This window comes from Nocardioides sp. NPDC092400 (assembly GCF_040684155.1).
Taxonomy (GTDB): Bacteria; Actinomycetota; Actinomycetes; order Propionibacteriales; family Nocardioidaceae; genus Nocardioides.
Genome location: NZ_JBFBFJ010000001.1, coordinates 623,233 through 636,902 on the forward strand (window position 1 = coordinate 623,233; position 13,670 = coordinate 636,902).

Genomic DNA, 13,670 nt, shown 5'->3' on the forward strand with positions numbered 1-13,670 from the left:
CCACGGGTGAGGGGTGGTGCGTCGTACGGCGCGGACGGCTCGCACGGCGCGGGTGTCACCTCACAGGAGCAACGGTTCGTCCTTCGGTCGGGGCTGGGACACGAGCACGGTACGTCGCCCGCACGGCGACGGTCGAGCGGTTTTCGCGCGGGTAGGCTGGGTGACCGGCACAGCGTCGTGCACCCCCCACCCACGCCCGTCGTCCGGGCGACACCTGCGAGGGAACCGCTGTGAGCGTGCCGCTGTGAACAAGCCGATCGTCCTCATCGCCGAGGCGCTCAGCCCGGCCACCGTCGAGGCGCTCGGCGCCGACGTCGAGGTGCGGCACTGCGACGGGGAGGACCGCGCGGCGCTCCTGGCCGCGGTCGCGGAGGCCGACGCGCTGCTGGTGCGCTCGGGGACCCACGTCGACGCCGCACTGCTCCGGGCGGCGCCGCGGCTGCGCGTGGTGGCCCGGGCCGGCGTCGGGCTGGAGAACGTCGACGTCCGCGCCGCCACCCAGGCCGGCGTCATGGTCGTCACCGCGCCCACCTCCAACATCGTCTCGGCCGCCGAGCTCGCGGTCGCGCTGATGCTCGCCGCCGCCCGCCACCTGTCCCCGGCGCACCGGGCCCTCCGCGAGGGGCGCTGGGAGCGGTCCCGGTTCACCGGCACCGAGCTCTACGAGAAGACCGTCGGCATCGTGGGCCTGGGCCGGATCGGCGTGCTCGTCGCCCAGCGGCTCGCGGCGTTCGGCATGAAGGTCATCGCCTACGACCCCTACGTCCAGCCCGGCCGCGCCGCCCAGATGGGCGTGCGGCTCGTCGACCTCGACACCCTGCTGCGCGAGTCGGACTTCATGTCGGTGCACCTCCCGCGCACCCCCGAGACCGTCGGTCTGATCGGCCACGACGAGCTGCGCCGGGTGCGCCGGCACCTGGTGCTGGTCAACGCCGCCCGCGGCGGCATCGTCGACGAGCAGGCGCTGCACGCGGCGCTGCAGGAGGGGCGCGTGGCCGCCGCGGGGCTCGACGTCTTCGCCGAGGAGCCGTGCGCGGACAGCCCGCTGCTGGCGCTCGACAACGTCGTGGCCACCCCGCACCTCGGGGCGTCCACCGCGGAGGCGCAGGAGAAGGCCGGCCTGGCGGTCGCCCGCTCGGTCCGGTTGGCGCTCTCCGGCGAGCTGGTCCCGGACGCCGTCAACGTCCAGGGCGGGCTGATCGCCGAGGACGTGCGGCCCGGCATCCCGCTGACCGAGAAGCTCGGCCGGGTGTTCACCGGGCTGGCCGGCGAGGTGGCCCAGCAGCTCGACGTCGAGGTCCGCGGCGAGATCACCGACCACGACGTCAAGGTGCTCGAGCTCGCCGCGCTCAAGGGCGTCTTCGCCGACGTCGTGCCCGAGCAGGTCTCCTACGTCAACGTCCCGCTCCTCGCGGCCGAGCGGGGCACCGCCGTACGGCTCGTGACCGACCCCGAGAGCCCCGACCACCGCAACCTGATCACCCTGCGCGGGACGCTCGCGGACGGCTCCCAGGTCTCGGTGAGCGGCACGCTGGTCGGGCTGGCCCAGCGCGAGCGGCTCGTCGAGGTCGACGGGTTCGCCGTCGACCTGGAGCCGACCGACCACCTGGCGTTCCTGCGGTACGCCGACCGGCCCGGCATGGTGGGCACGGTCGGCGGCATCCTCGGTGACGCGGGCGTCAACATCGCCGGCATGCAGGTCGCCCGCCAGGCGAAGGGCGGCGAGGCGCTCGTCGCGCTGTCGGTCGACTCCGCGATCCCGGCGGAGTGCCTCGCCGAGATCGCCGCCGCCATCGACGCGGTCTCGGTGCGCGCGGTCGACCTCGGTTGACCTCGGGCCGCCCTAGGCGACCATGACCCGACCGGTGCGCCGCCCGGCGACCCCCGCGGGCCGGTCGCGGACGACGGCCCAGGCGGCGGCGAGCCGGCGGACGGCCTCCTCGAGCTCGGGCGCGGGGCGGGTCCAGGGGATCCGCACGAACCGGTCCAGCCCGCCGGAGACCGCGAAGACGGGTCCGGGCGCGACGATCACCCCGAGCCGGTCGGCCTCGGTGACGACCGCCGTCCCGAGCGGGCGGGGCAACTCGCACCACACCGCGAGCCCGCCGGTCGGCAGCCGGAAGCGCCACTCGGGCAGGTGCTCGGCCAGCGCCGCGGCCAGGCCGTCGCGCTGGGCCCGCAACCGGGTGACGTTGTCGGGCATCACCGGGCCGTCGGCGAGCAGCCGGGCGAGCACCAGCTGCTCGAGCACCGGTGCGCCGAGGTCCATCGCGACCCGCGCCTCGGTCAGCTCCTCCATCCGCTCGTGCGGCGCGCGGATCCACCCCAGCCGCAGGCCGCCCCAGAAGCTCTTGCTGGCGCTGCCGATGGTGATCGTGCCCGGCGCGTGCGCCGCGAACGGCAGGGGCATCGGCTGCCCGTCCAGCGCCAGCGCCTGGTGGGCCTCGTCGACGACCGCGACCGTCCCGGCGCGCCGCAGGTGCCCGGCGTACACCTCGCGCTGGGCGTCGTCCATGAGGTGCCCGGTGGGGTTCTGGAAGTCAGGGACGAGGTAGGCCAGGCCCGGCCGCGCCTGCTGCAGCACGGCGCCCACCGCGTCGAGGTCCCAGCCGCCCGGGTCGACCGGCGCCTCGACGAGCCGCGCGCCCGCCCGGCGCAGCGCCTGCGTGGCGTTGGGGTAGACCGGCGACTCGACGAGCACGCGCTCGCCCCTGCCCGCGTACGCCGCTGCCACGATCCCGGCCGCGCTCAGCGCGCCCGGGGTGACCATCACCTGGGCCGGGTCGGTGGGCAGTCCGCGCGCGTCGTACGCCGCCGCGATCGCCGCCTGCAGGCGGGGGAGGCCGGCCGGGAAGTACCCGTGGCCGCCCAGGTAGGCCGGCAGCTCCGCGACCGCCTCGGCGTACGCCGCGGCGAGCCCGGCCGGCGCGGTCGCCGCGGCGCAGTTGAGGTCGATGGCGGCCTCGTCCTCGGGCCGGGGGAGGAGGGCCCGGTCGTGCGAGCGCGCCCGCCCGCCGGGGACGCGAGTGAAGGTGCCGGCGCCCTGGCGGGCCTCGGCGTACCCGCCCTCGCGCAGCGCGGCGTAGGCGCGGGTCACGGTGGTCCGCGAGACGCCGAGCGCCTCGGTCAGCTCACGCTCGCTGGGCAGCCGGGTGCCCAGCGGGATCCGCCCGTCGCCGATGAGCAGGGTGAGAGCGTCGGCGAGGCCGGCGTACGCCGGGTTGCGGGGGAAGCCGGCGACCAGGCCGGCCACCCGCGGCGCGCTGATGGACTGCTGCATGCAGGCCACTGTCCCACGATTGGCTATTGGCGAGAAGGCCAATCCGGCGGATCGTTGTCCTCGTGACCGTCCTCGCCTCCCGTGCCGCTCGCCCTGTGCGTGCGGCCGCCCCCCTCGCCGACCTGGGCCCGATCGCGCAGCTGCGTGCGGGCCGGCTGCCGCGGCGTCTCGCCCAGCTCTACGTCGGGCTCGTCCTCTACGGCGTCTCGCTGGGCATGATGGTCCGCTCCGACCTGGGGCTGGCGCCCTGGGACGTGCTGCACTCCGGCATGGTGCGGTACCTCCCGCTGACCCTGGGCCAGGCCGTCGTCGTGATGAGCTTCGTGGTGCTGCTGCTGTGGATCCCGCTGCGCGAGGTCCCGGGCCTGGGCACCGTCAGCAACGCGCTGGTGGTCGGCTTCTCCGCCGACGCGACCCTCTGGCTGCTCGACCGCCCGGACGCGCTCGTGCTGCGGGTCGGCCTGGTGGTCGGCGGGGTGGTGCTGTGCGGGTACGCCGGCGCGATGTACATCGGCTCGCAGCTGGGGCGCGGCCCCCGCGACGGGTTGATGACCGGCCTGGCGCGACGTACCGGCCGCTCGCTGCGCCTGGTCCGCACCGGCATCGAGGTGACCGTCGTGCTGGCCGGCCTGGCGCTCGGCGGCGTGCTCGGCCTCGGCACCGTCCTCTACGCCCTCGCGATCGGCCCGCTCACCCAGCGCTGGCTCCCGGGCTGGACGGTCGAGCTGCCCGACCGCTCCTGAGCCCCGCGGCGCCAGCCCGACGTCGTCCGCGGAAGGATCGGCAGGGAAGCGTCAACATCCCAGGTTTACTTGGGATGTTGACGCTTCGCGGGTGTTGCAACGGCAGGGAAGCATCAAGATCCCAGGTTCACTTGGGATGTTGACGCTCCGCGGCCGATTCAACCGCCGGGCCCAGCGCCCCGGCTAGCGCTTGGTGGCGATGAGGGTCGAGGCGTCGGAGGCGACCATGACCTCGACGGCGGTGAACCGCTCGTCGGTGAGCCACTGCTCGCGCAGCGTGTCCACGCGTCCGCCGGTGATCGGCGGCCACAGCTCGCACGGGGTGAAGTCGTCGAGCACGACGATGCCGCCGGCCTCGACCAGGTCGGCGACGGCGTCGACGCCGACCTCGGTGGGCTCGCCGGAGTCGAGGAACAGCAGCGAGAACGGGCCCTTGTCGAGCAGGGTCGACCAGTCGGCGGAGAGCACCTCGACCTGGGGGTCGTCGACGAAGATCTCGGCCGCGGCGCCGGCCAGCCTCGCGTCGAGCTCCGCGGTCACGATGCGGGTGTCGGCGTCGCGCACGCCGGAGCGCAGCCAGGCGGTGCCGACGCCGCAGCCGGTGCCGAACTCCGCCATCGTGCCGCCGCGGGTCGCGGCCAGGGTGGCGAGCAGCCGGCCGGTCTCGTTGCGGCAGAACGACACGTAGCCGGAGCGTCGCGAGACCGCGAACGCACGGGACACCACGTCGGGCAGGTCGGGTGGCGCGCTCATGGCGGGAGTCTCCCATCCCGGTACGACCGTCTCGGATGGCGGACGGTTCGCCGAGACCTGTGGCGGGCCGCGGGGAGGCGGCGTACGGTCGGCGCATCATGCGGAGCGTCTTCGTACTCATCGAGCGCCGCGGCGAGGCCCAGCAGTAACGACTGCACCGTGAGGCCCCTCTCGCCGCGGTGATCGGCGTTTGCTCCCGGGCCTCACCCCCTCGCACCACCCGAAGACGCCACCGCGGCGGACCGCCCAGCAGCACGTGCGCGATCCGCATCCCTGTCGGTCCTCGGCCGCACGCGATCCGTGCGGTCCTCCTGCTCCTCCGCGGGGCGTCCTCCGGGCAACACCTCCATCCCGTGACCGTCCCCGAGACCGTCCCCGCCGAGCAAGGAGAAGACCGATGTACGACATGTATCCCGAGTGGGGCCCCGCCCGCCACGACCCGGAGAACCCGATGGGCCGCGAGGCCGTCCAGCGCTCTCTCGACCTGCGGGACAACGGCGGCCAGCGCCCCGACGACAACTAACGTCCGGCCCCATGACCACCCACACCACCAGCCCCACCAGCGGCACGGTCCGTCTCGCCGTCATCCCCGGCGACGGCATCGGCCCGGAGGTGACCGCCGAGGCCCTCAAGGTCCTCGAGGTCGCCTCGCCCGACGGCGTGAAGTTCGAGCAGACCCGCTACGACCTCGGCGCCGAGCGCTACCTCGCGACCGGCGAGGTGCTGCCGGACTCGGTGCTGGCGGAGGTCCGTGACCACGACGCGATCCTCCTGGGCGCCGTGGGTGGCAAGCCCAACGACCCGAACCTGCCCCCGGGCATCCTCGAGCGCGGGCTGCTGCTGCGGCTGCGCTTCGAGCTCGACCACTACGTCAACCTGCGGCCCTCGCGGATCTTCCCCGGCAGCGTCTCCCCGCTGTCGGAGGCCGTCACCGGTCGCGGCGAGGTGGACTTCGTCGTGGTCCGGGAGGGCACCGAGGGTCCCTACACCGGCAACGGCGGCGCACTGCGCGTGGGCACCCCGCACGAGGTCGCCACCGAGGTCTCGGTCAACACGGCGTACGGCGTCGAGCGGGTCGTCCGCGACGCGTTCGCCCGTGCCGAGCGCCGGCCCCGCAAGAAGCTCACCCTGGTCCACAAGACCAACGTGCTGGTCAACGCCGGCTCGGTGTGGTGGCGCCTGTTCCAGCAGGTGGCCGCCGAGCACCCCGACGTGACGACCGACTACATGCACATCGACGCGGCGATGATCCACCTGACCACCGACCCGCAGCGCTTCGACGTGGTGGTGACCGACAACCTCTTCGGCGACATCATCACCGACCTCGCCGCCGCCATCACCGGCGGCATCGGCCTCGCGGCCTCCGGCAACGTCAACCCCGACCGGACCGCGCCCAGCATGTTCGAGCCCGTCCACGGCTCGGCGCCCGACATCGCCGGGCAGCAGAAGGCCGACCCCACCGCCGCGATCCTCTCGGCGTCGCTCCTGCTCGACCACCTCGGCCACACCGAGGCCGCCGCGGCCATCGAGTCCGCGGTCGTCGCCGACCTCGCCGCCCGCGAGCCGGGCACCACCCGGACCACCTCGGAGGTCGGCGACGCGGTCGCGGCCCGAGTAGGCGGCTGACCGTCGGTCCCGGGTGTCCTGAGCCCGGGCCGGCGGCGCGACCTGTGTCCCCCGCCCCATCCGGCCGACCCGGCCCCGCCGGCCCGAGCTCACCGAGGACTACCGTGACCCCCATGCAGATCCGCACGACCCGCAACGAGAACCCCGTCGCCGAGGACCGTCTCGCCCAGGTCCTGGCCGACCCCGGCTTCGGCAACCACTTCACCGACCACATGTTCCGCGTGGAGTGGACGCCGGACGCCGGCTGGCACGACGCGCGGATCGAGCCGTACGGCCCGCTCAGCCTCGACCCCGCCACGGCGGTCCTGCACTACGCGCAGGAGACCTTCGAGGGCATGAAGGCCTACCGGCACGCGGACGGCTCGGTGTGGTCGTTCCGCCCGGAGGAGAACGCCAAGCGGATGGTCCGGTCCAGCCACCGGCTCGCGCTGCCGGTGCTCGAGGTCGAGGACTTCATCGAGGCCGTCGACGAGCTGGTCCGCGTCGACGAGCGCTGGGTGCCGACGACCACCGAGCCGGGGACGGGGGAGAAGAGCCTCTACCTGCGCCCGTTCATGTTCGCCTCGGAGAAGTTCCTCGGCGTGCGCCCCTCCCAGCACGTCACGTTCATGGTGATCGCGAGCCCGGCGGGCTCCTACTTCAAGGGCGGGGTCAAGCCGGTCACGCTCTGGCTGACCGAGGAGTACACCCGCGCCGGCCGCGGCGGGATGGGCGCGGCCAAGACCGGCGGCAACTACGCCAGCTCCCTGGTCGCGCAGCAGGAGGCCACGAGCCACGGCTGCGACCAGGTCGTCTTCCTCGACAGCCAGGAGGGGCGGTACGTCGAGGAGCTCGGCGGGATGAACATGTACTTCGTCTACGACGACGGCCGCATCGTCACCCCCGAGACCGGGACGATCCTCGAGGGCATCACCCGGGCCAGCATCATCGAGCTGGCCGGCAAGCTCGGGCACCAGGTCGAGGAGCGCCGGTTCTCGATCGACGAGTGGCGCGAGGGCGTGACCAGCGGGGCGATCCGCGAGATCTTCGCCTGCGGCACGGCCGCGGTCGTCACCCCCGTGGGCGGGCTGAAGTGGGACGGCGGGGAGGTCCCGGCCCCGGCGGAGACCTCGCTGACCATGCGGATCCGCCAGGCCCTCGTGGACGTCCAGTTCGGTCGCGCCGAGGACACCTTCGGCTGGATGCACCGGATCCTCTGAGATTCTCGGTGACGCACCGGTGAGGATCTCCGGAGGCGGCTGCCGCCGCCGGTCGGGAGAGGTTACCCTTACCTAAGTACGTCGCGCACCGGGCGCGACCCGGGTGAGGGAGGCAGCGCGATGAGCGCCGTGCTCGGCCCCCCGACGTCCGCACCGCACCCGCCCGGGGCCGCGCGCCCGGGCGGTGCCGACGGGCCGCGCCGCACGCGCTCGGCCCTCCGGGGCCTGGTCGCCGTCGCCGTGCTCGTGGTCGGGCTGCTGCTCGTGTCCCTCGCGAGCCTGATGTGGGGCGCCCGCGACATCGCCGCCGGCGCGGTCTGGGACGCGCTGGTCTCCCCGGTCGCCGGCGACAACGACCACCTCGTCGTCCGGGACCTGCGGGTGCCCCGCACGCTGATCGGCCTGGTCGGGGGCGCCGCCCTGGGCGCGGCCGGCGCGCTGATGCAGGGCGTGACCCGCAACCCGATCGCCGATCCCGGCCTCCTCGGGATCAACGCGGGGGCCTCGCTCGCGGTGATCGTGGCGATCGCCGGGCTCGGTGTGTCCACGACCGCCGGCTACCTCTGGTTCGCCTTCGCCGGCGCCGCGATCGCCGCGCTGGTGGTGTACGGCGCGGCCTCGCTCGGATGGGAGGGCGTCACGCCGGTGAAGCTCGCCCTGGTCGGCGCCGCGCTCACCGCGACCTGCACGTCGGTCATCACCGTCGTGCTGCTCACCGACACACGGACCCTGGGGGAGTACCGCTTCTGGCAGGTGGGGTCGCTGGCCAACCGCCCGCTCGACGTGCTGACCACCGTGGCGCCGTTCGTCGCGGTCGGGCTGGCGCTCGCCCTCGCCTCGGGCCGCGTGCTCAACGCGCTGGCGCTCGGCGACGACGTCGCCCGCGGGCTGGGCCAGGACGTCACCCGCGGGCGCCTCCTGGTGGTGGCCGCCGTCGTGCTGCTGTGCGGCTCCGCGGTCTCGCTGGTCGGGCCGATCGCGTTCGTCGGCCTGGTCGTCCCGCACATCGCCCGCGCGGTCGTCGGGCCGGACTACCGCTGGATCGTCGCGCTCTCCGCCTTGGTCGGGCCGGTGCTGCTGCTGGTCGCCGACATCGCCGGTCGCCTCGTCGCCCGCCCCTCCGAGCTCGAGGCGGGCCTCGTCGTCGCCGTCGTCGGGGCGCCGGTGCTCATCACCCTGGTGCGCCGGTCGCGGGCGGTGGCGGCGTGAGCGCGCCGGCCGTGCTGGAGCACGGCTCCGACCCGGTGGTGGACCGGCGCGAGGTCGCGGGCCGCGGCCTGCGCACGGACCGCCGGCGCCGCCTCCGGCGCCGCCTGCTGGTCACGCTCGCCCTCACGGTCCTCGCCGCGGTCCTCTCGGTGACCGCGCTGATGCTGGGCGACTACCGTCTCTCGGCAGCCGAGGTGGTCCGCACCCTGGCGGGCTCCGACGAGGGCGCGGCCCGCTTCATCGTGATGGACCTGCGGCTCCCGCGGCTCGTGCTCGGGATCCTGGTCGGCGTGGCGTTCGGCCTCGCCGGCGCGCTCTTCCAGTCGGTCCTGCGCAACCCGCTGGCCAGCCCCGACGTCATCGGCATCTCCCAGGGCGCCAGCGCCGGGGCTGTCACCGCCCTGCTGGTCGTCGGGAGCGCGAGCGGCGTCGTCGTGCCCCTCTCCGCGCTGGCGGGCGGAGCGCTCGTCGGCCTCCTGCTGTACGCCGTCGCGTGGCGTGGCGGGATGACCGGACACCGCTTCGTGCTGGCCGGCATCGGCGTCGCGTACGTCTGCACGAGCCTCATCGGCTACCTGCTGACGCGCAGCGACGTCAAGGAGGCCCAGGTCGCGCTGCTGTGGATGACCGGCAGCCTGGGCCAGGCGGACTGGCCGCTGGTGCGGACGCTCGCGGTCGCCGTCGTCGTGCTGGTCCCGCTGGTGGCCTGCGTCGCGCGGGGCCTCTCGCTGCTGCTCCTCGGCGACGAGCAGGCCGGCAGCCTGGGCCTGCGGCCGGAGGTGACCCGGGCCTGCGTGGTCGGCCTCGGCGTGGCGCTGGCCTGCGTGGCGACCGCCGCCGCCGGGCCGGTCGCCTTCGTGGCGTTCATCGCGGCCCCGGTGGCCCGGCGGCTGCTGGGCGACGGCACGCTCGCGCTCCTCCAGTCGGCGCTCGTCGGCGTGGTGCTGGTGGTCGGGGCCGACGTGGTGGCCCAGCACCTGCTGCCCGCCGACCTCTCCGTCCCGGTCGGTGTCGTGACCGGCGCGGTGGGCGGCCCGTACCTCATCTGGCTGATGGCCAGCGGACGCACCCGGAGGGCCTGATGGCCCGGATCGAAGGAGACGGCGTGAGCCTCGTCGCGGAACGCCCGGCAGCGGGCGGCCCCCAGCACCTCCCGGACGACGCCCTGGAGCACCACGACCCGGTCAGCCTGGTCGCGCGCGGTCTCCACCTCGCCTACGACCAGCGCACGGTCGTGCAGGGCGTCGACCTCGAGATCCCGGCCGGCAAGGTCACGGTCATCGTCGGTGCCAACGGCTGCGGGAAGTCGACGCTGCTGCGCGGCCTCGGTCGCATCCTCAAGCCGACCGGTGGCTCGGTGCACCTGGGCGGCCAGGACATCCAGCGGATGCGTCCCCGCGACGTCGCGGCGGTGCTCGGGCTGCTCCCGCAGCAGCCGGTCGCGCCGGAGGGGATCACCGTCGCCGACCTCGTCGGCCGGGGCCGGCATCCGCACCAGGGCGCGTTCCGGCGCTGGAACGCCGGTGACGCCGACGCCGTCGCGACGGCGCTGGCGCTCACCGACACCCACGAGCTGGCCGGGCGCCGGGTCGAGGAGCTCTCGGGCGGCCAGCGCCAGCGCGTCTGGGTCGCCCTGATGCTGGCCCAGGACCCGAGCATCATGCTGCTCGACGAGCCCACGACGTACCTCGACATCGCCCACCAGGTCGACGTCCTCGACCTGCTCGCCGAGCTCAACGAGGCGCGGGGGACCACGGTGGTGATGGTGCTGCACGAGCTCAACCTCGCCGCCCGGTACGCCGACCACCTCGTCGTGATGTGCGAGGGCCGGCTGCTCCGGGAGGGTGCGCCCGCCGACGTGCTCGACGCCGACTGCGTGCAGGAGGCGTTCGGGCTGACCGCCCGGGTCGTCCCGGACCCCGTCACCGGGTCGCCGCTCGTGGTGCCGGTGGGCCGCCGCGGCTCCGGGGCGGGGCGTGCGGCTGTGCCGGACGCCACCACCCCGGGCCGGTGAACCTGCTGTAAGGTGAGCCTCACCTAACCACCTGGACCGGGCTCGGCCGGTCCCGCACCTCGAGGAGTGGACGTGACGTCCCTTCGTCCCCTGAACCGGCGCCGCCGGCTGTCCCGCCTGGCGCTGCCCGTCGGCGCCCTCCTGCTCGCCCTGCCGCTCGCCGCGTGCGGCTCGGAGTCGGACTCCGAGGAGACGGCCGGTGACGCCCCCGCCGAGGAGACCTTCGAGCCGGTGACCATCGACCACGCCTTCGGCTCCACCGAGATCGACGAGGAGCCCGAGCGCGTCGCCACCTGGGGCTGGGGCAGCGGCGACGCCGCGCTGGCCCTCGGGGTCGTGCCGGTCGCCATGCCGGAGTACTCCTACGGCGCCGACGAGGCCGGCCGGATGCCGTGGCAGACCGAGGCGCTCGAGGAGCTCGGCGGCGAGGAGCCGGCGCTGCTCAGCGAGACCGCCGAGCCGCCGTTCGAGGAGATCGCCGAGGCCGCGCCCGACCTGATCCTCGCCAACTACTCCGGCATCACCGAGGCCGACTACGAGAAGCTCTCGAAGATCGCCCCGACCGTGGCCTACCCCGACCAGCCGTGGGCGACCCCGTGGCGCGAGGTGATCACCACCGTCGGTGAGGCGCTCGGCAAGGCCGACGAGGCCGAGCAGGTGCTCGCCGACATCGACGCCGAGGTCGCCGCCGCCGCCGAGGAGCACCCCGAGTTCGAGGGCAAGACCATCGCCGCGGTCGCCGTCGACCCGTCGGCCTTCTACGTCTACCGCGGTGCGGACCCGCGCGTGGAGTTCCTCGAGGACCTCGGCTTCACCCTCGCCCCGAGCGTCGACGAGCTCGACACCGAGGAGACGACCTTCTACTACACGGTCTCCACCGAAGAGGTCGACAAGCTCGGCTCCGACGTCCTGGTCTCGTACTCGCCGACCGAGGAGGCCGCCGCGGAGGTCGACAAGAGCGCGGCCGCCAAGGCCATGCAGCAGTTCCAGGACGGCACCGTGGCCCGGGTCGTGGGCGAGTCCCTCGTCTCCTCGGTCTCCCCGCCGACCGCGCTGTCGTTGACCTGGGGGCTCGACGACTTCGTCGAGGCCCTCGTGCCGGCCGTCGAGAAGGCCGACGCCGCGGGCTGAGCCCCATCGTGCAGCACCCCGCTCGACCAGCCACACCGCGACCGCGTCCGGGACTCCCGGGCGCGGTCGCGGCGTTCCGCGCGTCCGCGCCGGATAGATTGCGCGGGTGACGACGCAGCAGGCGGTGGTGGGGGACTACACCCTGCTCACCAAGATCGGCGAGGGCGGCATGGGCGTCGTCCACCTGGCCCGGAGCCCCGAGGGGGACCGGGTCGCGCTCAAGGTGCTGCGGCCGCACATCGTCGGCGACGACGAGGCGCGGCAGCGGCTCGCCCGCGAGGTCAGCTCGCTGTCCCGCGTCCGCTCCCGCTGGGTCGCCGAGATCGTCGACGCCGACCCGTGGGCGGTCGTGCCGTTCGTCGCGACGCGCTACGTCCCCGGTCTCTCCCTGCACGACCACGTCGTGGAGGAGGGGCCGATCACCGGCGCCGACCTCACCTGGTTCGCCGCCTCGCTCGCCGAGGGGCTCGCCTCGGTCCACGCCGCCGGGGTGCTGCACCGCGACGTGAAGCCCTCGAACGTCCTGATGGAGGGCCGCACGCCGATCCTCATCGACTTCGGCCTGGCCCGCGTCGCCGACGACCCGAAGCTGACCCACACCGGCTGGCTGCTCGGCACGCCCGGCTACCTCGCGCCCGAGATCCTGTACGGCGACGACGCGACGACCGCCTCCGACGTCCACTCCTGGGCGGCGACCGTCGCCTACGCCGGCACCGGTCGCCCGCCCTTCGGCCGCGGCCCGTCGATGGCGGTCATGGACCGCGTGCGGCGCGGGGAGCACGACGTCTCCGGACTGCCCGGCGACCTCGCCGCCGTCGTCGAGGCCGCCCTCGACCCCGAGCCGGAGCGGCGGCCCACCCTCGACCAGCTGCTCGCCTGGCTGCGGCCGCAGGTCGGGCGCGGGCGACGCGTCCCCCCGCCCGTCCTCGAGCCCGAGCCCGAGCCGGTGCTCGAGCCGGCGATCGAGACCCTGCCGGTGATGCTGGACCGGCCCGACGCCGACGGCACCCACACCCGCCCGTTCGAGACCCTGGTGGACCACGACGCCCGCGAGGCGGGCCAGGAGCCGACGGTCCACGACTGGGACGTCGCGGAGTACGTCGTCCCGCGGACCTCGGTCGGCGAGCGGTTCCGCCGCGGGACGCTCCTGCTCGGCGGCGCCCTGGCCACCGGCGCCGGCTTCGCGGCGTACCCCTGGGTCGCGACGGCGCTCACCCTCGTCCTGGTCTGGCTGCTGCGCAGCGGCTCCCTGGCCGCGAGCAAGGCCGGCGACCGCCGGCGCCTGCGCGGCCGCAAGTGGTACGACGGCGTGCTGCTGCTCCTGGGGGCGCCGTGGGACCTGGTGCGCTCGATCCCCGGCACCGTCGTGCTCCTGCTGTGGAGCCTCGGGCTCGCCCTCGCCGGCGGCCTGCTCTGCTACGCCGTGGCGGCGTCGGTGCCGGTGACCCTGTTCGTCTGCGGGACGCTGCTGGCCGGTGCGCTCTGGCTCGGCCCCGGTGGCTCCCGCATCCGCTCGCCGCTGTCGCGCGTCGTCGACCCCACTGCGCGCGGCGTGCGCGGCTGGCTCGCCGGGCTGGTCGCGGTGGCCGTGCTCGGTTGCGGCCTGGGTGCGCTCGTCGAGGCCTCCGGCACCTCCTGGGCGCCGGACGACGGCCGCCCGTTCGCCGACCTCTCGGTGCCGGACGGTGGGCTGCTCGGCGGGTCCTGACCCACCC

At 74.7% G+C, this 13,670-nt stretch carries 12 protein-coding genes; 10 read left to right on the forward strand and 2 right to left on the reverse strand.

Annotated elements, in window-relative coordinates:
• Window positions 1-244: 244 nt before the first annotated feature.
• Window positions 245-1,831, forward strand: a complete 1,587-nt coding sequence (gene serA / locus AB0N29_RS03070; RefSeq protein ID WP_364864019.1) for a phosphoglycerate dehydrogenase — start codon at window positions 245-247, stop codon at window positions 1,829-1,831.
• Window positions 1,832-1,843: 12 nt separating this feature from the next.
• Here the strand turns inward: serA and AB0N29_RS03075 are convergent, their stop codons facing one another.
• Complete coding sequence (locus AB0N29_RS03075; RefSeq protein WP_364864021.1) at window positions 1,844-3,280, reverse strand: PLP-dependent aminotransferase family protein; 1,437 nt, start codon at window positions 3,278-3,280, stop codon at window positions 1,844-1,846.
• Between the two features lie 62 nt (window positions 3,281-3,342).
• Between AB0N29_RS03075 and AB0N29_RS03080 the strand changes: the two genes are divergently transcribed.
• Entirely contained in the window at window positions 3,343-4,023 is a 681-nt protein-coding gene (locus AB0N29_RS03080) for a hypothetical protein (protein ID WP_302270477.1), read from the forward strand.
• A 183-nt stretch (window positions 4,024-4,206) separates the two neighbouring features.
• Here the strand turns inward: AB0N29_RS03080 and AB0N29_RS03085 are convergent, their stop codons facing one another.
• On the reverse strand, window positions 4,207-4,776 hold the full coding sequence (locus AB0N29_RS03085; RefSeq protein ID WP_302270478.1) for a class I SAM-dependent methyltransferase: 570 nt from the start codon (window positions 4,774-4,776) through the stop codon (window positions 4,207-4,209).
• A gap of 397 nt (window positions 4,777-5,173) precedes the next feature.
• On the opposite strand from AB0N29_RS03085, the gene AB0N29_RS03090 reads away from it, so the two are divergent.
• The 8 genes from AB0N29_RS03090 to AB0N29_RS03125 all read left to right on the forward strand — a co-directional run bounded on the left by AB0N29_RS03090 (window position 5,174) and on the right by AB0N29_RS03125 (window position 13,663).
• On the forward strand, window positions 5,174-5,299 hold the full coding sequence (locus AB0N29_RS03090) for a hypothetical protein (RefSeq protein WP_302270479.1): 126 nt from the start codon (window positions 5,174-5,176) through the stop codon (window positions 5,297-5,299).
• Window positions 5,300-5,310: 11 nt separating this feature from the next.
• On the forward strand, window positions 5,311-6,402 hold the full coding sequence (locus AB0N29_RS03095) for a 3-isopropylmalate dehydrogenase (RefSeq protein WP_364864024.1): 1,092 nt from the start codon (window positions 5,311-5,313) through the stop codon (window positions 6,400-6,402).
• Window positions 6,403-6,515: 113 nt separating this feature from the next.
• Window positions 6,516-7,601: a branched-chain amino acid aminotransferase gene (locus AB0N29_RS03100; protein WP_302270482.1), complete on the forward strand. Its 1,086-nt coding sequence runs from the start codon at window positions 6,516-6,518 to the stop codon at window positions 7,599-7,601.
• Between the two features lie 120 nt (window positions 7,602-7,721).
• Window positions 7,722-8,810, forward strand: coding sequence for an iron ABC transporter permease (locus AB0N29_RS03105; protein ID WP_364864027.1), 1,089 nt, complete (start codon window positions 7,722-7,724; stop codon window positions 8,808-8,810).
• Window positions 8,807-9,892: an iron ABC transporter permease gene (locus AB0N29_RS03110; protein WP_302270485.1), complete on the forward strand. Its 1,086-nt coding sequence runs from the start codon at window positions 8,807-8,809 to the stop codon at window positions 9,890-9,892. Before AB0N29_RS03105 ends, AB0N29_RS03110 begins: the two co-directional genes overlap by 4 nt.
• Window positions 9,893-9,915: 23 nt before the next feature.
• Window positions 9,916-10,824 carry an ABC transporter ATP-binding protein gene (locus AB0N29_RS03115; RefSeq protein WP_364864029.1) on the forward strand — a complete coding sequence of 303 codons (909 nt, stop codon included), beginning with the start codon at window positions 9,916-9,918 and terminating at the stop codon, window positions 10,822-10,824.
• A 72-nt stretch (window positions 10,825-10,896) separates the two neighbouring features.
• Window positions 10,897-11,955 carry an iron-siderophore ABC transporter substrate-binding protein gene (locus AB0N29_RS03120; protein ID WP_302270486.1) on the forward strand — a complete coding sequence of 353 codons (1,059 nt, stop codon included), beginning with the start codon at window positions 10,897-10,899 and terminating at the stop codon, window positions 11,953-11,955.
• A 106-nt stretch (window positions 11,956-12,061) separates the two neighbouring features.
• The gene (locus AB0N29_RS03125) at window positions 12,062-13,663 is read left to right on the forward strand and encodes a serine/threonine-protein kinase (protein WP_302270488.1); all 1,602 of its coding nucleotides are present in this window, start codon (window positions 12,062-12,064) and stop codon (window positions 13,661-13,663) included.
• Window positions 13,664-13,670 lie beyond the last annotated feature (7 nt).